Annotated in this window: 16 protein-coding genes; 1 reads left to right on the top strand and 15 read right to left on the bottom strand. The window is 52.6% G+C overall.

Translation table 11 applies throughout. The annotated features are described in order from the left end of the window. Window positions 1-125 precede the first annotated feature (125 nt). Window positions 126-977, top strand: a complete 852-nt coding sequence (locus QEH53_RS08155) for a DUF2911 domain-containing protein (RefSeq protein WP_309022674.1) — start codon at window positions 126-128, stop codon at window positions 975-977. Between the two features lie 48 nt (window positions 978-1025). Here the strand turns inward: QEH53_RS08155 and QEH53_RS08150 are convergent, their stop codons facing one another. From QEH53_RS08150 to QEH53_RS08080, 15 genes are all read right to left on the bottom strand, one after another. After that, a complete protein-coding gene (locus QEH53_RS08150) occupies window positions 1026-1469 on the bottom strand; it encodes a response regulator (protein ID WP_309022673.1) in 444 nt (147 codons plus the stop codon). A gap of 84 nt (window positions 1470-1553) precedes the next feature. After that, window positions 1554-5024, bottom strand: a complete 3471-nt coding sequence (locus tag QEH53_RS08145) for a PAS domain S-box protein (RefSeq protein WP_309022672.1) — start codon at window positions 5022-5024, stop codon at window positions 1554-1556. Between the two features lie 167 nt (window positions 5025-5191). Continuing rightward, window positions 5192-6595 (bottom strand): glucuronate isomerase, encoded by a 1404-nt coding sequence (gene uxaC / locus QEH53_RS08140; protein ID WP_309022671.1) that lies wholly within the window; start codon window positions 6593-6595, stop codon window positions 5192-5194. Between the two features lie 25 nt (window positions 6596-6620). After that, window positions 6621-7403 (bottom strand): SDR family NAD(P)-dependent oxidoreductase, encoded by a 783-nt coding sequence (locus QEH53_RS08135; RefSeq protein WP_309022670.1) that lies wholly within the window; start codon window positions 7401-7403, stop codon window positions 6621-6623. Between the two features lie 51 nt (window positions 7404-7454). Beyond that, a complete protein-coding gene (locus tag QEH53_RS08130) occupies window positions 7455-8552 on the bottom strand; it encodes a sugar kinase (protein ID WP_309022669.1) in 1098 nt (365 codons plus the stop codon). A 19-nt stretch (window positions 8553-8571) separates the two neighbouring features. Next, a complete protein-coding gene (locus tag QEH53_RS08125) occupies window positions 8572-9669 on the bottom strand; it encodes an Ldh family oxidoreductase (RefSeq protein ID WP_309022668.1) in 1098 nt (365 codons plus the stop codon). A 32-nt stretch (window positions 9670-9701) separates the two neighbouring features. Continuing rightward, the gene (locus tag QEH53_RS08120; RefSeq protein WP_309022667.1) at window positions 9702-10685 is read right to left on the bottom strand and encodes a phosphoglycerate dehydrogenase; all 984 of its coding nucleotides are present in this window, start codon (window positions 10683-10685) and stop codon (window positions 9702-9704) included. A 28-nt stretch (window positions 10686-10713) separates the two neighbouring features. Next, entirely contained in the window at window positions 10714-12588 is a 1875-nt protein-coding gene (locus QEH53_RS08115; protein ID WP_309022666.1) for a tagaturonate epimerase family protein, read from the bottom strand. A 152-nt stretch (window positions 12589-12740) separates the two neighbouring features. Continuing rightward, complete coding sequence (locus QEH53_RS08110; protein WP_309022665.1) at window positions 12741-13784, bottom strand: LacI family DNA-binding transcriptional regulator; 1044 nt, start codon at window positions 13782-13784, stop codon at window positions 12741-12743. Window positions 13785-13796: 12 nt separating this feature from the next. After that, window positions 13797-15086 (bottom strand): TRAP transporter large permease, encoded by a 1290-nt coding sequence (locus tag QEH53_RS08105; RefSeq protein ID WP_309022664.1) that lies wholly within the window; start codon window positions 15084-15086, stop codon window positions 13797-13799. After that, window positions 15083-15622, bottom strand: a complete 540-nt coding sequence (locus tag QEH53_RS08100) for a TRAP transporter small permease (protein WP_309022663.1) — start codon at window positions 15620-15622, stop codon at window positions 15083-15085. Before QEH53_RS08100 ends, QEH53_RS08105 begins: the two co-directional genes overlap by 4 nt. Next, a complete protein-coding gene (locus QEH53_RS08095; protein ID WP_309022662.1) occupies window positions 15622-16635 on the bottom strand; it encodes a TRAP transporter substrate-binding protein in 1014 nt (337 codons plus the stop codon). The genes QEH53_RS08100 and QEH53_RS08095 overlap by 1 nt, the downstream gene beginning before the upstream one ends. A gap of 156 nt (window positions 16636-16791) precedes the next feature. After that, window positions 16792-18225, bottom strand: coding sequence for a glycoside hydrolase family 28 protein (locus QEH53_RS08090; protein ID WP_309022661.1), 1434 nt, complete (start codon window positions 18223-18225; stop codon window positions 16792-16794). Between the two features lie 3 nt (window positions 18226-18228). After that, entirely contained in the window at window positions 18229-20643 is a 2415-nt protein-coding gene (locus QEH53_RS08085) for a glycoside hydrolase family 88 protein (protein WP_309022660.1), read from the bottom strand. A gap of 340 nt (window positions 20644-20983) precedes the next feature. Then, window positions 20984-24217, bottom strand: a complete 3234-nt coding sequence (locus QEH53_RS08080) for a TonB-dependent receptor (RefSeq protein ID WP_309022659.1) — start codon at window positions 24215-24217, stop codon at window positions 20984-20986. Window positions 24218-24246: the final 29 nt, after the last annotated feature.

Raw genomic sequence — 24246 nt, 5'->3', positions numbered from 1 at the left:
TTGAGCCAAAGCCTCCCGGAGAGCCTTTAAGGTGGCAAATTCCAGAAGGAAATTTGCAAAATTCGACTACCTTCGCTCGTATGCCTCTTTGTACCTACGTAGTTAACCCAAATTGTTCGAATCCAATGTATCCACTCATTAACGCACGCTCATTCAAAATCCTCGCCAGTGCCTTCGCTGCCACTCTCGCCTCTTCCGCCGTAGCGCAAATGGCGATCCTACCGCAGGCAAGCCCAGCTGCATCCATCACTCAAACCGTAGGAATCACCGAAATCTCAGTCAGCTACAGCCGTCCCAGCGTCAATGGTCGCCAGATCTGGGGAGACCTCGTGCCCTTTGGCCTCACTAACCTTGGTTGGACGGGCGAAGACGAAGCAGCACCTTGGCGAGCTGGTGCAAACGAGAACACCGTCGTCACCTTTGAACACGACGTGAACGTGGAGGGCCAACCGATCGCAGCTGGCAGCTATGGCCTGCACCTGATCATTGAGAAGTCGGGCGAGACTACAGTCATTTTCTCAAACGACTTCCAGGCTTGGGGCAGCTATTTCTACGATCCCACAAAAGACGCCCTACGAGTCAACGTAACCTCGCACGAGCGAGATCACCTCGAGCAGCTCACCTACAATTTCGTAGACGTCAAAAAGTCCAGCGCAGTGTTAACTCTAGATTGGGAGAAAAAGAGCATTCCAATTCATATCGGTGTGGAAACGGACGCCATCGTATTGGCCTCTCTCAAGCAGCAGATGCGGAATGCTCACGGCTTCCGCTACCAGAACATCATGGATGCCGCCAACTATCTGCTCGCAAACGATCTCGAGCTGGAGCTCGCCCTTGAATGGTCGGAAATAGCCATCAGTCGTCCGTGGGTAGGCAGAAAGCTGCCGGAAACCCTCGAGCTGAAAGCGAAGATCTTGGACAAACTCGACAGAGCCGGCGAAGCAGCCGCAGTCAGAGCCGAAATTAGCTCACTTTAGAAAAAAAGGATCAGTACTTCTACCGATCCCTTCTCGTATTGACGAAAATCACTCCTTGGGCGGCTGGCTGGAGACGCGCTTCCAAAAGTCTTCGATCATCTCCACCACTCCCATGAACTTTCGGAGGTCCACAGGTTTCGTGATATAACAATTCGCGTGGAGCTCGTAGCTCTCGAAAATATCTTTCTCCGCCTCGGACGTAGTCAGGATGACAACGGGTAAATTTTCTAGGTTACTGTCGCCTCGGATTTCCTTGAGGACCTCCGAACCATTAACCCGAGGGAGGTTCAAATCGAGTAAAATCAGGTCCGGACGAACCGCGTCCTTGAACTCCCCTTCACGTCTCAGAAACGCCAAAGCTTGTTCACCGTCTCGAACCACATGAAGCCGATTTTCCAACTTTGCCTGTTGGAGAGCAATCTGGGTTAGCCGGATATCCGCCTCGTTGTCTTCAACGAGAAGCATTTCAATGGGACGTCCCTTATCTGTCATACTCCGCTCTTTCTCTTCTCTGCACCGACTAAGTCAAGTCTAGGTGACGGCCTGCTTCACAATAAACCTAAGAACTTCAAAAAGCTAGCTTTGCAAGCGATTAGGAAAAGCGAGGTAAAAGCAACTTCCACGCCCTTCCTCTGACTCCAACCAGACAAACCCTCGATGCTGTTCCAAAATCTTACGCACCATCGACAGGCCAACTCCACTACCCTCGTATTCACCGCTTGGATGCAGCTTCTGGAAGATGGAAAAGATCCGTTGCTGATACTTTTGCCGAATGCCAATTCCATTATCTGCAACGGAAACCACCGTGTAAGCTTCCGCTTTAAATCCCTCCTTCGCAATTTCAGCTGAGGAGACGACCCGACAGCTCACTTTGACCTTAGGCTTACTACTCCGGTTGAACTTGATTGCGTTGGCGATAAGGTTCTGGAAGACCAACGAAATCTGATTAATGTCACCATAAACCTCAGTCAATGGTCCTACCACCTCGACTTCCGTACCACTTTCTTCGATACGAGTTGCGAGGTCCCTCAACCCCATTTCGAGAGGTTCTTTTAGACTGATAAGTGACTCAGCACGCTCCCTCGAGTCCAATCGGCAATAAAGCAACAAGCTTCGAATCATGTTCTGCAAGCGACTCACCGCGACCAAAGTAAAGTCCATATACTCGTTTGCGGACTCATCCAACTGAGAACCGTAATCGTCTTTTAAAAGATTCAGAAAGCTTGAAATAGTCCTCAAAGGTTCTTGCAGGTCGTGTGAACTGAGAAAGGCGAAATTGGAAAGCTCTTCATTCGCTCGCTGCAAATCCGTAACAACGCTCGACAGCTTCTCCTCAGCTACTTTTCGATCATTGATATCCTGTATCGTTCCGGTCATCCGCCGAGGCTTTCCAGATTCGTCGAAAGAGACCATTCCACTTCCCAAAAACCAATTGTATTCACCATTCTTACACAGTAAGCGATAGTCGGCTGCGAACGGAAGTCTCTCTTCGAAACACTTCTGAACCGAGGCAAAGGTAGACTCTAGATCATCGGGATGCAAGAGCGAGCGGAAGGTTTCGAGCGAGGACTCCAAATCGTCCCTATCGTAACCAAGCAACTCATAGAACTTTGGTGACCACCATTCCTGTTTGCTCGCAGTGTCCAGCCAATCCCAAATGCCCACGCTTGCTCCTTCGGCAGCGAGCTGAAAACGCTCTTCACTATCTAGCATCGCCCGTTGCGATTCGATTCTTTCGCTGATGTCGAAAACGGAAACAAGTGCAAAATTGTTTCCTAAAAGTGAATACGGGCTTACAATCACTTCGACTGGTATTTCCAAATCGTCTTTCCGCTTAGCAAATAGATCTCCTTCACTACCTAGCCTCACCTTCTCTTCGATCCGTTCTTCCGCATCGAACAAACAATCCAACGCAGTCAGGACACGACTCCCCAACACATGATCTACCGAGCGCCACAATAGAGCGTCCCGCTCGTATCCAAAAATCCGTTCGACTTCGTAGTTCACTAGTACAACCCGCAATGCCGAGTCGACAATAAGCATCCCCACCGGCGACTCTTCGACTGCCACCCGAAACCGTTCATCAGCCTCCTTAACTGCATTTTGGCTTTCGACGATCTCTGTGATCTCGCTCACAACAGAAACAATCCCCCGCCTACCTTCACCCAAATCAAAAGGCAGTTTATCATACCTAAACCATACCGTACCTCCACTATTTGTAATGCAGGAGCGAATACCTCCTAGAAACGGTTCACCAGTTTCTAAGATGCGCGAGTCCTCGTCTATAATCCTATCGTAGCCATCTGAGAAAAGCTCGCTCGCTAACTTCCCCTCCACTTCTTCGACCGACAGACCAAGCGACGCTGCCGCAGCCTGATTCGCCCTCAATATTCGGTTTTCTTCGTCCCTAAACCAAATTTGGCTCGGAGTCGTATCCAAAATCAAACGCAGCTCTACCTTTTGCCTATTGAGCTGCTCGACTATTTCCTCTTGCCGAATCAATCCTTCGATCCAATTCGAGAGCAACTGCACCGCATCAATCTCGAATTGCGCAAAGGGCTTAGAACGAATCTCAGGAGAGCTGAAATTGATCGTTCCAGTGATCTTACCACCTCGCCTTACGGGCGATGCTACATAGCTCTCAAGGCGGAGGCGTTTGTAGCAATCCATCTCGCCCCAAGTCGATTCCGCTATGTGGTTAGAGGCGATACCACAGCCTGTCATCAATACAAAATTGCAATAGACGTCATCCAACGTGCAGGTAAAGCCAGGAGAGATAAGACCTCTCTCGTCATAAACTTGGCGAACAGTGTATCGGCCGTCGGAAATCTCGGATAATATTCCCGTCTTCATTCCCAACGCCTCGCAGGTATCTTTCAGAGCCGCAGCAATTCGCTCGTCAACCCCTTCTGATTCCCAACTACCGATCTCGACAAGCCGCCGGATCAATCGATCGCTTGCCTCGCGTTCCTTTTGCAGTTCAACCAGCTCACTGATATCCGTAACCAATGCTACAACTCCGGTGACATTCCCATCGCTGTCGACATACGGAATCTTGTCTGTCCGGATTGTCCGAGCCTTTCCGCTGACCGGAGAGTAGCTCTCTGTGTAACCAAGCTTAGGCACGCCACTTTCTATTACTTCCTTATCATCTTTATAGTAGGCCGACGCTTCTTCTGGGAAAATTTCTTCTATAGACTTTCCCTCCAAGGCTTCGATCGAGTAACCAACGGATTCCGCCGCAGATCGGTTCACTCTGACAATATTGTTCTTGTCGTCCTTGTACCAAACATAGGCCGGCAGCGCATCCAGCAAGTGACGCAACTCCTCGCTGCGAACCTTCAATTCGTTACGCTGGCGTCGCGCAACCTCGATTAGCTCGTCATAACGAGTATTCAGCCCCACCATTTCGTCCGAAGCAGTATTATCCGACTGAATGGATCCCGAAATACCTTCGATTTCCTCCGCGATTCGTTCGAATAAATGTGAAAGAGGCCTAAAAAGAATTCGGCGCTGAATATGGAAAACGTATCCAATAAGCGCTACAATCGATAGCACGCTAAGACCAAAAAACGCTCCGTAGCGTTCTAACGCTAAATAGTCGAGGCTCCGCTCTTCGATCCTAATCGCACCGTGCAACAAGTTTCCTCCCTCATCGGGTTCGCTCGTGGCGACCCAATAGTTGTACCCTCCTTTCGATATCGGCCCATCCTTCTTAGCAGACAGGTCGTCCCTCAGCCGAGCCGGTAGAGCGCTACCTGTCGCCTCAATTAGCACTGACTTTCCCGATTCGTTCCATACGAAGACTTCCGGTCGCAATTCAAAGTCCGCCAACTTTTTTCGCAAAACCTCAAGTTCTCGCGGGCCTTCCCCGGGCTGGCCCGCAATTAGTGCGAGCTCTAGCAGCAATTCTGCCCTTCGCCCAAATTCTTCAACCTGAGTCCGACCCAAAAGCCAAACAAATGCACACATGAGACAAAGTGAAACCACAGCTGCTGCGATTCCAAGGCGTACACAGATCCGTTTTTGGGTTTGTCGTGCTGGCATCTTCTATTCTCCCGATCCTATCCAAGAGATACCGTAAAATGTCATCTATAAAACCCATCGACTCAAGCAGGTTCCCATCAAACTCCTCCTCGAAAACCCCGCACAAAAAAGCCGAAACAGGGCAAGATCGCCCCGCTTCGGCCAGAGATTAAATGATCCGCACTCCGTTACTTTAGGACTCGGAAGTACTCGTCAGCATTGCCGAAGCAAATATTCCTGACCATACCGCCGACCAACTCCATATCGCCTGGGATCTCGCCAGAGACTATATCTTGCCCTATCAAATCGCAGAGTATGCGACGGAAGTATTCGTGGCGTGGGTACGATAGGAAAGAGCGAGAGTCTGTCAGCATTCCCACGAACCGTGACAGTAGTCCGAGATTCGACAGCGCGTTCATCTGGGCGATCATCCCTTCCTTTTGGTCCAAGAACCACCACCCGCTGCCGAGTTGAATCTTTCCGGGAATCGTGCCGTCCTGAAAATTGCCCAGCATCGTAGCCATCGCGTAGTTATCAGACCAGTTCAAGTTGTAGATCACCGTTTTTGGCAACTGCCCAGTCGTATCTAAACTGCTAAGGAAGCGGCTCATGGTCTTCACTTGAGGAAAATCCCCGATCGAATCAAAACCCGTATCCGGACCAAGACTTCGAAACAATCGCGCGTTGTTGTTACGGATCGCTCCTACATGCAACTGCATCGTCCAACCGCGTTCCGCATTCCAACGCCCGACTTCCCGCATAACATAGAAAGCAAAGGCCTCCTTCTCGATTTCATTGGCATCTGATCCAGAGCGAGCTTTGTCAAAAATCGCGGAAACCTCACTCTCGTTCGTATCCGCGAAGTAACAGCGCTCTAGCCCATGATCCGATAAACGTCCCCCCATATCATGGAAGTAGCCATGACGCTCTTGGAGGGCGGATAGCAGTTCCGTAAGGCTGGAAATGTCTCGACCTACCACGCTGGCGAGCTTGTCGACCCAAGCGTTGAAATCTACTGCTCTGTCCACATTCAAGGCTTTGTCTGGACGGAAAGTCGGCACGACCCTCGTATCCAGTCCTTGGCCACGAATCGTTTCGTGATGCGCGAGGTCATCTGTCGGGTCGTCTGTCGTGCCCACAACCTTTACCTTGAAGTTCTTCAAGATTCCGTGAGCGCTCAAATCGTCTGACTTGAGCTTTTCGTTGGCCGCATCCCAAATCTCCTTGGCGGTATCCTCGCTGATAAGGACATCGATATCGAAATAGCGCTTCAACTCCAAGTGGCTCCAATGATAGAGCGGGTTGCGAAGCGTCTGCGGAACGGTTCGACACCAAGCTAAAAATTTGTCGTAAGGTTCAGCCTCGCCGGTGCAGTAGGTCTCACTGACGCCGTTGCTACGCATAGCACGCCATTTGTAGTGGTCACCTTCCAGCCATATCTCAGCGAGATCAGAAAAGCGGCGATTGTTCGCCACATCCTGCGGGGGCAAATGGCAATGGTAGTCGTATATTGGCTCGTCCTTCGCGTAGATGTGATAGAGCTCGCGAGCAGCTTCGGACTGGAGAAGAAAATCGTCGTGGATGAATGACATTGTTTGGGAAACCGGAGTTAGCAGGTTAGATTGTCATAGCAGCGTAGCCACCGTCCACCACTACTTCCGTGCCTGTTACAAATGAGCCAGCCGTATCCGATGCAAGCAATAGCGTGGCGCCTACCAATTCCTTAGCTTCTCCAAAACGCTTCATTGGAGTGTGGCCCATTATTTGACCTACGCGTTCTTCGGTCAGGACCTTCTTGTTTTGCTCCGCTGGAAAGAAGCCAGGAACGATCGTGTTGACCCGGATTTTCTGCGTAGCCCACTCGCGGGCAAGATTCTTGGACAGGTTGTGCACCGCAGCCTTCGTAGCCGAATAGGTGAAGACTCGGGAAAGCGGTATCAAGCCGGACATGGAACCAACATTTATGATCGAGCCACCTTGCCCCTTATCGAGAAAATACTTGCCGAAAACTTGGCAGGCCAGAAACACTGCTTTGGTATTGATCTCGAAAAGGCGATCGTACTCGTCCTCCGGGATGTCGAGGAACGGAGTCGGAGAGTTAGCTCCTGCACCATTTACCAAGATATCGACGCTTCCGGACTTTTCGACGACGCGGGACAGCATTTCGGTGATCGACGCCTTGCTGCCAAGATCCGCAGACTCAAAATAGGCGGAGCCGCCCGCTTCTTCGATCCTGGCAATACGGGCCTTGGCCTTCTCCAGACTACGTCCTACGAGTACCGTAGTCGTGCCGGCCTTAGCGAGACCCTCAGCCATGGCTCCGCAAAGTTCGCCAGTGCCGCCTATGATGACGGCGACTTTACCATTCAAGTTGAAAAGAGATTCTAGGAAACTGCTCATAAAAAACGGAACGCGGGGGTTTTCGCCCCGCGTATTCAAATAAGTTATGCTTTAGCGGACGACGCGAGCTCCGCCGCCACCCATGACCTTTTCGACTTCCTTAACCGTAACCATGGAGGTGTCGCCAGGAGTCGTCATTGCGAGAGCACCGTGAGCTGCCCCATAGTTTACAGCCTTGGCCGGATCGCCAGTGGAGAGGAATCCGTAGATGAGGCCAGAGGCGAAGCTGTCACCCCCTCCGACGCGATCCATGATTTCGAGCTCAGGATACTGGTTCGATTCGTAGAACTTCCCATCATGCCAGCAGATCGCGCCCCAGTCATTGACGGTGGCAGTCTTCACTGCGCGAAGCGTAGTCGCAGTCGCTTGAAAATTCGGAAACTCGGAAACCGCCTTTTCGATCATCGACTTGAAGGCGCCGATTTCGATCTTGGAAATGTTCTCGTCCACACCTTCGACCTCGAAACCGAGACAAGCTGTGAAATCCTCTTCGTTACCAATCATCACGTCGACATACTTTGCGATTTCGCGATTCACTTCCTGGCACTTGGCGTGACCGCCGATGCTTTTCCAGAGAGAAGGACGATAGTTCAAGTCGTAGGAAACTATAGTTCCATGCTTCTTGGCGGCCTTGACGGCCTCAATCACAAATGCAGGAGTCGTATCGGAAAGGGCTGCGAAAATTCCACCGGTGTGGAACCAGCGTACCCCGTCCTCGCCGAAAAGCTTTTCCCAATCTACGTCGCCCACCTTCATCTGGCTCGCCGCCGTCAAACCACGGTCAGGTACGCCTACAGCTCCACGGATTCCAAAGCCTCGCTCCGTGAAGTTTAGCCCATTGCGAACTTCACGCCCGAGACCGTCGTAAGGCTTCCACTGTATCCAGGAAGTGTCGACACCGCCCTGCATGATAAAGTCTTCGATCAAGTGGCCCACTTCATTATCGGCAAAAGCAGTGACTACACCAGCGCGGAGGCCAAAGCACTTGCGCATGCCGCGAGCGACGTTGTATTCACCTCCCCCTTCCCAGGCTCGGAAGCTCCGCGCCGTGCGCACGCGGCCTTCGCCGGGATCGAGTCGGAGCATAATTTCGCCTAGGGAGACGATGTCGTATTTGCAGGATTCAGCGGATTTGATTTCGATACTCATTTCTAAATTCTGGTAAGGTTTATGACTTGGCGTTTTGGAAGCTCTCTACTTTCCAAGGTTCTTCGTCGCACTCAACAGCAAGTTCATTGAATGCCTCGATTTCTGCGATCGAGAACAACAAACCACCGTTGGCCTCCGTCTTTGCAGCGGCTCCAGCTTCGATTTGTCCGGGGAGCAGACAGTTTTCGTTTCCGTGCCCCAACACATCGTCTATGACCGCCTTCACGTTGGCTGATTGGTCGCGACCTTTCGCGAAAGCTCCAGAGCTCATGGCGTCCGGGTGGATCACTTGGAAATAGAAGCAAGCGGTATGCTTTTCGTCTTCGATTTCCCAAGAACGATTGCGCACCGTCGGCAAGGATCCACCGATGAAGCCACCTACAATCTCGTTGATGAGGCTCAGGCCGTAGCCCTTGTGCGCTCCAAACGGAATCAGAGCTGCCGCTTCCTTCGGATTAGTAGTCGGATTCCCATCCTTATCCACTGCTGCGTTTGGCGGTAGCGTACCACCTTCGCGAGCGATCTGTTGAACGCGGCCCATGGCGATGACAGAAGTCGCCCAATCGATAACGATCGGGAAGCCAACCGCGTCGGTTGTCGGGAAACCCCAGCTGTGAGGGTTGGTGCCTAGCGTTGGGTATTTGCCCATGAATGGGACCACTTCTGCGAGGGCCGCAGTACAATTTGTGTAGGCAATGTAGCCACGCTTTGCGGCTTCCATCACGTATCCACCTCCCCAGAGGTAGTGGAATGCATTGTCAACCGAGACCTGACCGATACCGTACTTATCGGCGAGTTCGATACAAGTTTCGAGAGCTTCGTAGGCAGTCGCCTGCCCCAGCTTACGATTCGCGTTCCAAGTCTGGCTCGCCTCGAAACGTGTATCCAGTTTTTCGATCTTAGCGTTCGGAACGCAGCCTTGGGATCCGGAACCGAATAGATGATCAAGATGCAACGCCTTCAGAGCATTATGCGTACGAATTCCATGAGTGGAAGCGTAAGCTGAGAACTTGGCCGCATAGGCAGCTTCTTCTTCGTTGTATCCACGATGCTTGTACGCGGCTTCGACGAGGGCATTGTGGGTCGCCTCGGGTACGATCTTAAAAATTTCGCTCATAGGGGGAAAGTGGTAGAGAGTTCTGACTGAGACTAGCGGCGGCCTTTAGGCGGCCACGGTGCCTTGTTCGCTTGAGCTTCCGCAGGCATGTTCTTGAAGAAATTGAGCAAATTGCGCGTGGCCATGCCAGCTTGGCGTTGGACCGACTCGTGCGTGCGGGATCCGATGTGCGGCGTGATGACACAGTTCGGCGCTTTTAGCAGAACATGGTCGGCCGGCGGGGGCTCAACTTCCAGAACATCCGCTCCGTAACCGCCGACTTGGCCAGACTCCAGAGCGGCTGCCATATCCGGAGAGTTCACCAGTTCGCCACGAGCACAGTTCAGAATGACGACGCCCTTTTTCATGGTGGCGATGCTTTCCGCACAAACCATGTTTTCCGTTTCCGGCGATAGGTTGGTGTGCAGGCTGAGGATTTCCGCTTCCTTAAATACGTCTCCAACACTTTCGAAACGTTCGATGCCGTGCTCTAGGGCAAACTCTTCTGGCCAGTAGATATCGTAACCCACCACTCGAAGTCCGAACGCCTTAGCACGGGTGGCGACTTCTCGACCAATGCGGCCAAGACCGACGATCCCAATCGTCTTGCCCATGATTTCGTGTCCAGAAAGTCGCTTCCAGTTTCCGCTGCGAGTATAGTTCGCCTCTTCAACAAGATGGCGGAACAAGGAAAGCATGAGGGCAAAGGTGTGCTCCGCCACGGTGGTATGGTTAACTCCCGGGCAAAATGTGAGCGGCAGGCCAACCTTTTCAGTATGCGCCACATCGATCTTATCGAGGCCGATGCCATACTTGGAAATGATCTTCAACCGAGGAAGCGCCTTGTCGATGACAGCAGCGGTGATCGCGTCATCTCCGCAAATCATCCCGTCTATGTCGCCCACGAGCTCGAGCATACGCGCTTCGCTAAGAGGGCCGCGCTCGCGAATAATTTCGAAGCGGGAATCCTCGAGCATCTTGTGATGCGGGCCTGGAATATCCTGAAAGGATGTAGTTGTGAGAAGGATACGTGTCATATTTGTCTAGTGTAAGAATAAGCAGGGGCTATCGTAAGGTCAGTTTCTCGCCAATGTCCGCCACGAAGGAATCGAAGTCGGTGTAGGCGGCGAGGCGAGCGTTCACCTCATTGTAGTCTTCCTCCTCAACGAGGCCGGTGTCCTTTGCTAGCCCAATGATGTAGAGAGCAACACGGCGTGCAAATGCGAGACGACCTTCGGGACTTATCGAATAGAAACGGGCGCGCTGCTTGTAGCCAGCCGGTGAGTGGTCACCTAAGGAGCTCTTTTCCGAACTGCCGTTGGCAGCGAGGACATAAAGGAAGTTGTACTCGAACCAGTGCATATGGTCTGCGTTCGGCTTTAAGCCTTCAAGTGCCGCTCGGCATTCCTCGGGAGAACCAAATACGTTCGTGGCGAGATTTTCGAAGCGTAACGTAGCTTCGATAAATTCACGGGCCATGGAACGCTCCGAATCGGAATCGCTGAACGCACCTGAGACAGCTAGGTCAACCGTGAACTGGTACCAATCACGCCATAAAGCTTGGTCACCTTCATCGCTCGAGCTGGAGAGAGCTACACCCATCTCGTACGTGTAGCGACCGCTCGTCTTAATCTCAAGGTTGCCACCGGTGACCTCGCCCATGACTTGGTAGTTTTTCGAAGACTTGCCGGAACCAGAGTGAAAGCCGATGCTTACGCCAAACTCCTTGCATACTTGCCATTGACGTTCGATGAGCTCGCGTAGCTCAGCATTATCTGGATACGGCATGTTCTTTTGGAAACCGAAGGCCGGCGCTACGAAGTTGACTGGCATATCCATCGCTTCGCAAAGCGCGAGCATCACCGCTGTCGTTTCTGGAGTCGTCAATCCAGGCAACTCGTCAATGGAAAGCTCACGGAGATATTCGCGTCCCACTTGAGTCGTGAAAGCGGCGGCGCGAGCGGCGGCGTATTTGTCGTCGCGCACCTTCATCTTCAGCATCGAAGGCCAGACGTAACAAAGCAACGAATACAAATCGTGCTCTTCTACCGAAAGCCCCGTATCGGCCACGCGTTTTGCAACTGTACGAACGAGAACGTCTTCGATATTCTCCTCTACATAAGCCTTCTTGGCCTCGAAGCTCTCCGGCACCTCCGTAATCGCCAATTCGGGCGAGAGGTCGAAGGTAATGTAAGACGCGAACAAACAGCCTTGAACCAAGCGATCTTCGCGAACGTCAAACTTACCGCCAATGGGCTGATGATCCGCGTTGAAGCTCCAGTGAATACCATTGGCGTGGAAGCCGGTCTTGAGCTTGGCCATTACGCAGCCATGGCTCATGCCTTCCACAGATTGGCCTTGGTGACCTTCTGGCACGTTCGCGCCGATGAATGGAAACGGTACTGAATCAAGCGTATCGGCCAACATTGCATCCACGTCGAAAACCAACTCACGCGGGATCGAGTTTTGGTTGGCGGTTACGCCGATTCCGAGATTCGCCATAGCCCAGTCCACTCCCGGCCAATGCAAGGTAGTGAAACGGGCTCCTATTCCCAATGTGCTGCTGGATATGGATCCCCGAGCTGTGGGAAAGATCGCGCAATACTCGTCGTGCTCCTGGGCGAGGTTTTTGATACGGATTAGGTTTTCAAAACTAGCAGGGTAGTAAAACGCTCCCTCATACTGCAAACTTGGTTCGAGGGCGCAGTCGCTTACCGCCTGGGCAGTCAGCTTCCAAGCATGATCCCCTGTTGATGACTCCACTAGCAACCAGTCTCCTTGGCTCGTCCTAAAGTGGCTCCTGCTGTGCTCGGTTAACGGCTCGCCCGCAGCGATCGCGGCCGATAGGGCCTCCCAGTCTAGGCAAAAGTCTGGACTGACGCAGGGGTTGTCCTTCAAGCTCAGATCGTGCCGTAAAAGAAATTCGTTGATCGGTTTCATCGTTATTTCCGCTGCCGCCGCACGGTGGTTCCGCTCCCGGCTGCGTATCGCCTCCTAAAGAATGAGCTTCGACTCTAAGATCAAACCAAATCCCACTCGTGTTTGTTTATAATTATTAGTTATGCGTTAAATTTCATTTCGTTCTTCAAATGTCAGCTGGACGCCCTAACGATCAGCTTCGGCTGCACCATGATCGCTGGGCCGACCTCATGCTTTTCCTGTCCTCCGATCAACTTTTCAATCAGTCCAACCGACTTTTCGATCAATTCCGCTACATTCTGACCAACAGTTGTTAGGGTGGGCTCGCACCATTGCCCGATTTCAAGGTTGTCGAATCCAACTACCGAGAAATCCGTTGGAATTTCGTAGCCCCACTCTCGAATAGCCTTCATGGCACCAATCGCGACGCGATCGTTCAGAGCGATCACCCCCCTAGGGGGACTCTCAAGTTGGAGCAGACTTTGAGCGAGGTCGTATCCGTATTCGTAAGACCAGTCCCTGCGATCGTCGATCTTGATAGAGAGAAACGATTTGTCCCAATCCAAGCGGAGGCGTTGAGCTGCTTCCTTAAGACCGTCGATACGCCGGGATCCATAAATCGGATCGCTCTCCAAGCCGAGTAAGGCAAATGATTCATGCCCCCGCTGCTGGAGATGCCTCAGCGTTAGGCCCATTGCAGCATGCCGGTCGACGTCTACGCTGGGAAGAGGGATGTCTTTCAAGGAATCGACGGTTACCACTGGTACCGACTCCCGGACCAGACGCGCCAAGATCGGATCGTCCTGAGCTAGGCCGGATCCGATCAATATAACACCGTCAACCCGAAGGGATAGAAAGTGGTTGATAATATCTCGCTCCGCCTCCGGCAAACCAGAGGTGATTTCCATAACTGCTCGGAGCCCCCTCGAGCGAAGACTCTCCTGCAGAGACGAAATTTTTCGGGCGAGGATGGGCGACTCGATCTCCTGAAAACAGACTCCGATCAAGCCCGTTTTCGCGCCCTTTAGGCTGCGGGCCATCATGTTCGGCTGGAAGCCGAGCCGATGCATTTCGGACATGACTCGCTCCCGCGTGTCTTCATGAACTCCCGAGTGCCCGTTGAGGATTCGTGAAACCGTCCAGCGCGAAAGGCCCAGATACTTGGCGAAATCGCCAACCGAACGGATGTTATTTTCTTCCTCGTTGGGAGCAGGCATTTTTTTCGAGAACTATAGGTCTAGAAGATTAGGCAACCACATGGAAAGCTGCGAAACATAGGTGATCAGCATCAAGCCAACGAACATGGCGATGAAGAACGGGATCATGTAAGGAGTAACCTTCGCGATGGTCGTCTTACCCACTCCACAGCCGAGAAACAGGCATGTGCCGACCGGCGGGGTGCAAAGCCCGATACAAAGGTTTGCGATCAAGATGATGCCGAATTGCACATCATCGATACCTAGCTGGCGAGCGATCGGCAGGAATATGGGCGTAAAGATCAGAACAGCTGGCGTCATGTCCATGAAAGTGCCCACGAACAGCAGCAGCAAGTTGATCATAAGCATGATCACTAGCGGATTGTCGGAAATTCCGAGCAGCGCAGCCGAGACCGTTTGCGGGATGTTGGCGATAGTCATGATCCACGACATGCCGGCGCTCGCCCCAATCAGGAGCATGATAACCGCGGTAGTGACGCCCGACTGCAACAAGATGTCCGGCAAGTCCGCCAGCTTCACTTCCCGATAAACGACAACCGAAAGCAGAAAGGAGTAGGCAACTGCGATTGCCGATGCCTCGGTCGCAGTAAAAACTCCTCCAAGAATACCACCGATGACTATCACTAAGAGCAACATGCTCAGCATCGCTCTTTTGCAGGAAACCAGAATTTCTTTGAAACTCGAGCGATCGCCTGCCTTGAGCTTATTTTTGGTCGCTACGATGTAGCAAACGACCATAAGCAACAGGCCGATCAAGATCCCGGGCAACAATCCCGCCATGAACATGGCAGCAATGGAAACGGATCCCGACGCTACCGCGTAGACGATCATGATGTTGCTCGGAGGAATGAGCAGGCCAGTGGTCGCAGCAGTCGTGGTGATCGCTACGCTGAATTCGTTGTTGTAGCCCTTTTGCTTCATTTCAGGCAGCATAAAACCACCGATCGAAGTCACGGCCGCAGCCGCGGATCCAGAGATCGAGCCAAACAGCATACAGGTGAAGGTATTCACATAACCAAGACCGCCTGGAAAACGTCCCATCAGCGCAGCTGCAAAATCCATAAGCCGACGGGCCATGCCGCCCTTCCCCATCAAGAGGCCTGACAAAATGAAAAACGGGATTGCCAAGAGGGCAAAGCTATCGATGCCGTTTGCCATTTTGGACGCGACCATGAGACTCGGGTCATGGCCGTCAGCAAGCATCGCCAACATAGACGCCAAAGCGATCGCAACCGCGATCGGAACATTCATGAAAAGCAGTACCGCGAAAACGGATACAAGGATGAGGATGACTTCGATCATCGGGCAGCCCCCTCTCCTTCTTTGCCTTCGACCGGAGCAAGACAAGCCTCGAAGAGATGCTCCAACAAGAAGATCACCATAAAGACGCCACTAACTGGCAACGCTGCATATTCCCACCACTTAGCGATAGGCAAAGCAACCATGGTTTGTCCTGATTCCATGGTATTTCGGACAAGAGCCCAGCCTCCCACTCCGAAGACGAGAACCGCAAAGGCCAAAGTTATAAGTGCTCCTACCACCGCGTTCAACCTTCCTGCGGAGGGGTGAAGCTTTCCCGCAAAATAGTCCAAGCCCAGGTGAGCCTTCATGCCAAAAGCCACGCTCGCCCCAAACAAGGATACCCAAACTAATAACAGACGGGCGAGCTCTTCGCTCCACTTCGCTTGCTGCCCCAGAGCATAACGCGAAATGACTCCCCAAAGCACGTCAAACACAAGCAACGCCATGAGGGCGATCACCACCCATTGCAGCACTTTCGTCAGCCCCTTACGAACAGCGATAGCACCTTCCAGTAGTTGATTATTGGATGCGCTCATTACTCTTGGGCCGCTTTGATCTTGTTTAGCCAAGGCTCGACAGGCGTTCCATTCAATGTGGCAGCGATGGGGGCGCAAGCCGCTTGAAACTCCGCTGGATCGCAGTCCACTATTTCCACACCCGCTGCCTGAACCTTTTCCAGAGACTCGACCGTCTTTTCCGCCCAGAGAGCACGCTGGAAGACAGAGGATTCATCCGCAGCAGATTGCAGCCACTCTTGCTCCTGCGGGCTGAGCGAATTCCAAACCTTGTAGCTGATCATCAGCAAATCCGGCACCCGCGTGTGGGCGTCCGGAGTGAAGTACTTGCTCACCTCGAAATGTCGGCTGGAGTCGAAACTAGGCGGATTGTTTTCCGCACCGTCGACCACACCTTGCGCCAGCGCCGAGTAGAGTTCACCCCATGCGATCGGAGTTGGCGATCCACCCATGGCCTCGATCATGGCAATTGCCATGCGGCTGTTCTGCACGCGGATTTTCATTCCCACCAAATCCTTAGGGCTGCGAATCGGCTTATCCGTGCTGTAGAAATTGCGGCTGCCGGAGTCATAATAACATAGCCCATGCAAACCGAGCGAATCTCCCGCGCTCAAGAGGTCCCGACCTATGTCTCCATCGAGTACACCCCAGTAACTCTCATGATCGTTGAAGAGATAGGGAACGCCGAAAACGCCCATTTCCGGAATGAAATTTTCCATAGCAGCCGTCGAGGTCTTGGTCATCGCTAGTACCCCGCCTTGGAGTTGTTCGATACACTGTACTTCGGAACCGAGCACGCCGCTTGGGTATATGTCTATCGTCATGCGTCCGCCTGACAGCACTTCCAGGCGCTCTTTCATGTGCACCATCCCGACGTGAACTGGATGCGTCGTATCGAGCCCGTGTGCGAGCTTTAGCACCCGTCCGCTAGCAGCACCCCCTCGGTCGGAAGCAAGAAAGGAAAAGACCACGCTACTGACGAGTACTCCTAACAGGAGCCCAACAGCGAGGAAGGAGATAGATTTTCTATCCATAAGAAGGTTTTTAGAAGGGGAAAGGGATTCTTGAGAGCTTTCCAAGCTTTGATAGGAGCTCGATTGGGTCGGAGAAAATCACACAGGAGTTAGTAAGCAACGTAAAACTGTTCAGGCCTCTGCGGAGCTAACGAGCTCAGAGCACCTAGCATCCCGTCAGAGTGGATTCCCCCACCTATCCGTCTTAGAGCCCGTGTTCATGAGTACATTGTCCATGCGAAGTCCTTTCACGTACTGCAGGACACTCGGCTTCTCGGCCCCCTCGAACTGACAATCGATCAAATGCACATCGCTGATAGGCGTGTGAGCGTACCCTTTGAAGTAGAGTGGATACTTGCTTTTCCGGCTAACGAGCCGGCGAACGACCACGTTGCGAACGACGGGGGCGAAATCGCCAGCGTCGCCCTCTTCGTAAACGAAGTTCACCTTGATAACGGAGTCTTTCACTACCCCGACCTCCACATCACGAACGAAGATGTTCTCGATGAGGCCGCCTCTGATGGAGTTGGTCTTGATCCTCAAAGCTCGGTCCAGGTTGGGGCTGCTCATTTCGCAGTTCTCTACAAACACGTTGCGAACACCACCGGAAATCTCGCTGCCGATCACTACTCCGCCGTGCCCGTCAACCATGCGGCAGTTACGCACAATTATGTTCTCGGACGGTACATTGACGCGACGACCGTCGTTGTTACGTCCAGACTTAATCGCGATGCAGTCATCTCCCGTATCGAAATGACAATCTTCGATCAGCACGTCCTTACTGCTTTCGGGATTGCAGCCGTCGTTGTTAGAACCGTGGCTGACCACCGTGACGCCGCGAACCGTCACGTTGCGACAAAGGACGGGATGGATCTCCCACATCGGCGAGTTGATAACGGTGACACCCTCGATCAGCACATTCTCGCAGCGGTACGGCTGGATGAAGTTTGGCCGCAAGAAATCTCCCTCGCCGAACACTCGCTCCTCGACCGGCACGTGGTCGCGGCCGTATTCAAAAAGTCGATTACGACCGGGGATTTGCTTGGAGCCTCCGGGAGCCGACTTGACGTTCCACCCCAGCCAGTTTTCCAAGGTCGCCTGACCATCGAGCGTCCCTTTGCCCGTGATCGCGACATTCTTTTGCTCGAAGGCATAAACCAACGGCGAATAATTGTAGAGCTCCACGCCTTCCCAACGGGTGAAAACCGCTGGCAGGTAGTCCGCCGATACAGTGCTGAACTTCAAAGTCGCGCCTTCCTCGAGGTGTAAGTTGACGTCACTCAACAAGTGGATCGGCCCGGTATGGTATGTGCCCGCCGGTACCACGACCCTTCCTCCACCTGCTTTGTTGCAGGCTTTGATTGCCTTGCCGATCGCCTCGCCAGAGCCACCCATGACACCCTCCTTCGCTCCGTACTCTCGTATGTCGAATTCCCGATCCGGAAAGGTAGGTGCTTCAATGCGTCCGAGGATTTCATCCGCGACTAGCCACTCGTAAGCTTCGTCCTGCGATACCTGCAGCCGCTCGGTATCGTCATTAGCGACGCAAGTGATCGCCGCTAGAGCTAAAGCCCAACCAAACAACAACTGACCAATATTCATTCCTCTCATAAGTTAATTCTCCTCAAGCATCTCCGCGATTTGCAACCCAGCCATTAAGAAAGGCCCGATCCCCTTGGGATCGTTGGCGACGACAGGTTCGCTCATGTAATACTCGTAGCTTCCGTCGCGGCCAAAACCGAGACCTGCAACGCGACATAGGTGGTCCAAGCTCGTTGTCCCGTCCGCATGCACGCGAACAAATTCCTTCAACATTCCCGAGAACGCTTTTTCCGCTGCCGCTTCAAAGCTCTGATCTAGCCAACCATGATTGACGCCTTTGGCTAGCATGTAAGTGAACATGCTGCTCGCCGAGGATTCCGGATAGTTTCCAGGAGAGTCCGGACGATCAAGTATCTGGTACCAAACTCCTTTCTCAGGATCCTGCACTTTCACCAACGCTGGCGCCAAGTCATTTAAGATGCGGAGCAACTCTGCGGCCTCTTCAGATTCTGCTGGAAGCATCTCTAGCGTATCCACCAAAGCCATTGCGAACCAACCAAGACCCCGTCCCCAGAAATAAGCTGAGCGCCCCGTTTCCGGATCTGCCCAATCCTGTTGGCGAGACTCGTCCCAAGCATGCCAATACAAGCCAGTCTCTGGGTCGCGTAGTTCATCTTCGCATACAATAAACTCATGCACCGCTTCCGCCACGTGCTCAGAGTTGTTGTAAACCTGCTCGTAACCCACCATGAAAGGAATCCCCATGTAAACGCCATCAAGCCAAACTTGCCAAGGGTAGCGCTTCTTGTGCCAGAAAGCGCCGTTCTTCGTACGCGGATGCTCTTCGAGCTGCTTGCGCAGATGGTCCGCCGCTATACGATAGCGTTCTTCGCCAGTAGCCGCGTGAAGTTCCAGCAACATCTTCCCCGAGTTGATCTGGTCGATGTTGAAGCTATCAAAACTATAAGTCTCCACTTCGCCATCTGCTTTGATATAGGAAGAGATGACTGATTCCGCCCAGTCCAAGTAGCTCTGCTCTCCTGTGGCCTCGCCCAAGTCGTGGACCGCTTTGGAAATGAGTCCTGTGGTGTAAGTCCATCTCGCGAAACGTTCCGCTTCGGGATCGTACTCACCTAACGACAATGTATCGCCCCGACGCTTCAAGATAGAGTCTCCCATTCGCTTGGTCCAATAGAGAGCCTTCTCGGCATCTAACGGTCCTGCCTTTTCAGACATACCCATACTTGAATACACGGTAACCCTTGGAGTAATCGTAAGCTCCCGGGCCGTCTTTTCTAGGTAGGCCACGAACTCGTCTCGAGTCTTTATTCCACCTGGTTCTTTCGACCACGCAGCAAGGAACGCATACTCAATTCCCTTCACTCGCTTTTCGAAAACAGCCAGGTCGTTATGCTCGTCTTCGGCAAACTGATCGAGGTCCTTGTTCCTCAGAAGAATCGCCATACCTAGGTCGCTACCATCCAAAGACTGAGCTCCCCAAGTCGCTAGGTAAGTGAAAGCCTCGCCGGTAATGTCGGTGCTCCCCTTGAGAAGCTCTGTACCCTCGTGCTTGACGAGACCCGCGCAGAGATTGCCAGCTTGGTCCGAGGGGCGCAATCGCACCCAAGTCAATCGACTACCGGCATGTATCGAAAAATCAGCTACAAGATCCATCTTGGGTTGGTTCGAACCCTCCCATCCATGGTAGGTCGCTCGAAACTGGCTAAGGACAGGACCGTTCTCCAAAATCTCGCAACCGAGCTTTTCAGTTTGAGAAATCCGCTCCGCTTTGCCATCGACCCAAAGTCCATAGCCGCCCGATCCCAAGGACGGGCCGACCTTTAAGATATCCATCCCCCAATCGGCTGGTTCGTGGTAAGAATCGAAACCGTCCTGACCGACATCCTGAAGAACCAGCTCATCGGTCAGCTTGCCAAATATGTCGAAGCCGTTTCTCCAATCTAGGTAAAAGCGGTAACCCACCTTATCACTTTCCCATCCCGGCCCCTCGTAGCGAATGAACCACGAGTGGTCCGTGTGCTCGGGGGGCGTCTCCATCGACTGCACATTCTCGAACTGGCCGCCGATGTATTCGCGCCCTTCCCACTGACCTCCCGTTTTACGGGATATTTCCGCCTGAGTACGTTGCTCGAAACCAGTCGGTTTCTCGGAAGCCAGCTCGATTCGCACAGACTTCTGCTCGACGGGTTTGAAATCCAAAAGCACACTGAGCGTATCAGCCGTACCATCTCCGCTCCTGTCCCACGCTTGGGCTGGGACGGGCGCGTCACCTACGAAAGCTTCGAGCCCTTCAGCAGCGTGATCTCCCAGCGTCAAACCGAGGTCGACTAAACGCAAATCGACGACCTCGTCGACGCGGCGCGTCTTCGTGGAGTTTTCCACTTCCACTCGGGCGAGCGGCTCTTGTTTTGCGCAGCCTAAGACGGCTAGGCCTAATCCAATCGAGAGTGTGATAGCTGGTTTCATATAAAGACTAAGGTTCTCATAACCCGTAAGAACAGCGGCTAAACCCGCCTTTTCACCAGGTTTACCGAGCGGTTCATCGATGATCATCACAATTCGAATACTTCAAACCGTATCTCCAAACTGCCCGTCCGAGTAATTGATATTCGTAGGTTAAGGTGTTGGATTGGCGCTCCGAGACGACTCGTTCGTCGATCATGAGCGCCAACCCGACACCAAAAACAAAACGACAGTGTCATTCTAAAATAATACTGAGATAAAAGCGGGAGAGGAACTCCCCTCTCCCGCTGCAAACTAAAAATCGAATATATCGCTCGTATACAACCTGTATAATGCCGTGGCCTTAGAACTTGCCCTTGACTCCGACGGTCCATTGGACGCCGAAACGCTCTTCACGCTCAAGGACAAATTTACGCTCGCCGGCAGCGTTTGCCAGGAAGTACCCCTGACGGTGAGGAGCCTCGTTTAGATTACGGGCGTTCACGAACAAAGCTGCCCTGTCGCTAAACTTGTATCCAAAATCGAAGTCCAGCGACTTGCGCTCTTCGCGGAAGAGACCCGAGGAGACGGTTCTGCCATCAGCAAAGGTGAAGGAGCGAGACGAACCGCCGATTTCATCGCCACGAATGTTCCAACGAAGCTTGATATCAACGGGACCACGTTCGAAAAGGTAGCCGTAATTGATGGTCTTCTTCGCGAAGTCATCGAAGTTATTATCGAAATCAGAGGCCGCCGTACCACCTTCTGCATTGGTGGAAAGGAAGGTACCGTTCGCGTAGATGCTGGATCCTCTCAAGAATTCCGTAAAGAGATCCAAGTCTTGCTTCCAGTTCACTTCGAGGCCTTCGATCGTCGCATCAGCTACGTTCTCAGAAATCTCTAACCGGTAGTTGAATTCACCGTTCAAGGCTTCGTCTTCCAGTCCGTAAGTGTCTATGTCAGACTGTGTAATAGCGGCTCCTGTGACGAACGCCGGCAGCCCCCACTTTTCCGCATCAGCTGCAGTAAGCTCACGATTGATCCGACTAATGAAGTTCTCCATCTTGTTCTGGAAAACCGATACAGAAAAGACGCCAGTATCATCATAATAGTACTCAGCTGTAATATCTATATTGTCCGATTCGCGCGGCAAGAGACCGGGATTAGCGACCTCAACTATGCCGAATGTATTGTCAGGATTGTTAGCTACCCAGTCTGCGTCGTTCGGATTCGAAGTGCTGCCTAACCATGGAGCATCGTATTCGGTTGGAGTATACATAGCTCCGAAATCCGGACGTCCAATAGTATTCGCGTAGCTGAGACGTAGCAGAAACTTGTCATTCACATCATACTTAAGATGTACGCTTGGATGAAATCCGTCGTATCCATCTTGGACCGCTGTCGTTTCGAAACCGTAGTCAAAGCGACTCCTAACATAGTTATTGGCACTGCCAATAACAGGAATTGCACCACTCACCTTGGTATCTTCGTAGCGCGCTCCTGCGAGCACCGAGAGGCGGTTGTCCAGGAATTCGAACTTTGCCATGGCATAGGCCGCATCGATGTCTTCCTCCATTTCAAACCATTGACCATCCGCATGGTTGATCGCGTAGGTTTCATCGTACGTCCAGTCGGACATGTTGTTAGTGAAGATGTCGTAGAGCTTGTTCGCGCTGGGCCAATCGATGCCACCGTAGCCAAACCCGGGAGAATTACCGGAGAAGACCTCATCCTTGAAGTCACTGAGCCAAATGCGCTCTCCGTCAGTATTGTATCCGTTATACACATACTGTAGGCGATGCTCGACTGCTTCACGCTCTTGACGAGAAGTGCGAACGCCGAACTGAAAGTAGCCTTGAGTCTCGCCCAAACTGAAATTGCGACGTGCGTTAAGGCGGAACCCAGAGATCCGGTCTACCGCATCCTTCGGTTGGTCGCGAGTACGGCGAAGCTCGAAGCCGTCCAAGTTGATACCAGCGTTGGGAAGCTCGTTCATGTCGGAGTCGTACACGGTGATGTCGGAATACGCGTTCATGTTTCCGTTACCCTGATCGAACTCGACGTATTGGTTGTCTTGGCGCTCCTGAACTTCCCAAGTAGCCATGAATCCGCGATTCGCGCTGTCGTAGTGGTTGGTCGCCTCAGACATGGTGTATCCATAGTCGATATCCCATTGCCCCTTGTGGTGCTTCATACCCGCATCGATATGATAGGTATTGCCATACTTGCCGCGGAAGGAGCCCCCGTAGTACAAACCATTCGACTGTCCGAAAGTATACGAATTATCGCTTAGATCTTCTGTAGACCCGTTGTATCCAGCGGGCATTTCGTCCGCCTCTAGGTTCGCAGCCCTCCAGCCTACGTTGCGGTTGATGAAGGTAGAGTCGTAATAGTTCACCTGCCCCTTGAGCGTGAACATCGTGTCATCGCTGACCTTGAAGTCCATATTGGCAGAGAACGACTCGCGGGAGGTCTTCTTCGGACCATCCTGCACTTCGAGGCGCTTGAAGTAGATTTCGTCGACATCGCCTTCCGGTGACGTTTCCCACTCTCTCCAACGAAAACGCTGCTGAACGTTAAACATGTTAGACTGCTTGTAAGTTAAAGCCAGACCGAGGCGGTCTTCCATGAATACATCAGAGTAGTTAAGTTCGACACCGGGCAGAACCTTACTACGCTCCGCGTCGGCATTCCAACCCGGCGTTGAGCCGAGCGAAGTTTCTTCACTATTGAAGTTGAGAGAGACCTTGTAGTTGAACTGCTTACCCAACGCGAAGGCGTTCTTGCTGACGAGGTTGACTGAACCTCCGATAGCGTTGGCTGACATGTCTGGTCGGGGAAGCTTGGAGACTTCCAAGTGCTCAACATTGGCGAGAGATACCTGCTCGAGCTCGAAGGCACGAATCTTACTACCCGAACCGGCGCTCGCCATCTGAGAACCGTCAACCGTGACCTGCGTGAACGCAGGGCTCATACCACGCATCTTGATCGAACGAACGTCCGCTGCCACGTAGTTTACAGATACACCCGGCAAATTTTTCAGGTACTCGCCGATGTTGCCTTCCGCTATCTCGCCGAAGGCGTCTGCATGCTGAACCGAGATCAGATTGTCGGAGCGGCGCTGCTCGTTAAGAGCCATAGCGTTGGCGTCGTAGTTTTCACTTCCGTCAATTTCGAAAGCATCCAACTCGAAGACGTTCTCTTCGTCTGTACCCTCCGCGATGCGCCTCGAAACCATTAGAATGTCGCCACTCGAGCTGACACCGGAGTCAACTGAGACGGATACGGATTGCCCCCGCATGCCCACATAATCGGCGGAGATCGTGTACTCACCGTTGGGGACGTTGGAGAATCGGTAGACGCCATATTCGTCCGTTGTAGTTTCTCGACCGGTCTCATCGATCGTAACAACCGCATTGTACACGAGCTTGCCAGTAGTCGCATTCTTTACCTGCCCTCGAATAGAGCCAGTAGACTGCGCAAAGCCGGTCGCGATCATCGCGAACGATAGCAGGAATAGCGGAACGTAGCGAAACGCCGCACGTGAGGCACGGCAAGCAGCCGCACACAGGGTAGGTTTTTGGTGGTTAGACATCATAGGTTTGAGTTCACTTTAGGGTGCCTAAC

Source organism: Pelagicoccus sp. SDUM812002 (assembly GCF_031127835.1).
Classification (GTDB): domain Bacteria; phylum Verrucomicrobiota; class Verrucomicrobiia; order Opitutales; family Opitutaceae; genus Pelagicoccus.
This window is presented reverse-complemented; position numbering and strand designations above follow the sequence as displayed.

Excerpts from the sequence above, each read along its gene's own strand:
- QEH53_RS08145 (WP_309022672.1), bottom strand. The coding sequence starts at position 5,024 with ATGCCAGCACGACAAACCCAAAAACGGATCTGTGTACGCCTTGGAATC.
- QEH53_RS08115 (WP_309022666.1), bottom strand. The coding sequence starts at position 12,588 with ATGAAACCGATCAACGAATTTCTTTTACGGCACGATCTGAGCTTGAAG.
- QEH53_RS08150 (WP_309022673.1), bottom strand. The coding sequence starts at position 1,469 with ATGACAGATAAGGGACGTCCCATTGAAATGCTTCTCGTTGAAGACAAC.
- QEH53_RS08125 (WP_309022668.1), bottom strand. The coding sequence starts at position 9,669 with ATGAGCGAAATTTTTAAGATCGTACCCGAGGCGACCCACAATGCCCTC.
- QEH53_RS08080 (WP_309022659.1), bottom strand. The coding sequence starts at position 24,217 with ATGATGTCTAACCACCAAAAACCTACCCTGTGTGCGGCTGCTTGCCGT.
- uxaC (WP_309022671.1), bottom strand. The coding sequence starts at position 6,595 with ATGTCATTCATCCACGACGATTTTCTTCTCCAGTCCGAAGCTGCTCGC.
- QEH53_RS08090 (WP_309022661.1), bottom strand. The coding sequence starts at position 18,225 with ATGAGAGGAATGAATATTGGTCAGTTGTTGTTTGGTTGGGCTTTAGCT.
- QEH53_RS08095 (WP_309022662.1), bottom strand. The coding sequence starts at position 16,635 with ATGGATAGAAAATCTATCTCCTTCCTCGCTGTTGGGCTCCTGTTAGGA.
- QEH53_RS08085 (WP_309022660.1), bottom strand. The coding sequence starts at position 20,643 with ATGAAACCAGCTATCACACTCTCGATTGGATTAGGCCTAGCCGTCTTA.
- QEH53_RS08105 (WP_309022664.1), bottom strand. The coding sequence starts at position 15,086 with ATGATCGAAGTCATCCTCATCCTTGTATCCGTTTTCGCGGTACTGCTT.
- QEH53_RS08155 (WP_309022674.1), top strand. The coding sequence starts at position 126 with ATGTATCCACTCATTAACGCACGCTCATTCAAAATCCTCGCCAGTGCC.
- QEH53_RS08100 (WP_309022663.1), bottom strand. The coding sequence starts at position 15,622 with ATGAGCGCATCCAATAATCAACTACTGGAAGGTGCTATCGCTGTTCGT.
- QEH53_RS08135 (WP_309022670.1), bottom strand. The coding sequence starts at position 7,403 with ATGAGCAGTTTCCTAGAATCTCTTTTCAACTTGAATGGTAAAGTCGCC.
- QEH53_RS08130 (WP_309022669.1), bottom strand. The coding sequence starts at position 8,552 with ATGAGTATCGAAATCAAATCCGCTGAATCCTGCAAATACGACATCGTC.
- QEH53_RS08110 (WP_309022665.1), bottom strand. The coding sequence starts at position 13,784 with ATGCCTGCTCCCAACGAGGAAGAAAATAACATCCGTTCGGTTGGCGAT.
- QEH53_RS08120 (WP_309022667.1), bottom strand. The coding sequence starts at position 10,685 with ATGACACGTATCCTTCTCACAACTACATCCTTTCAGGATATTCCAGGC.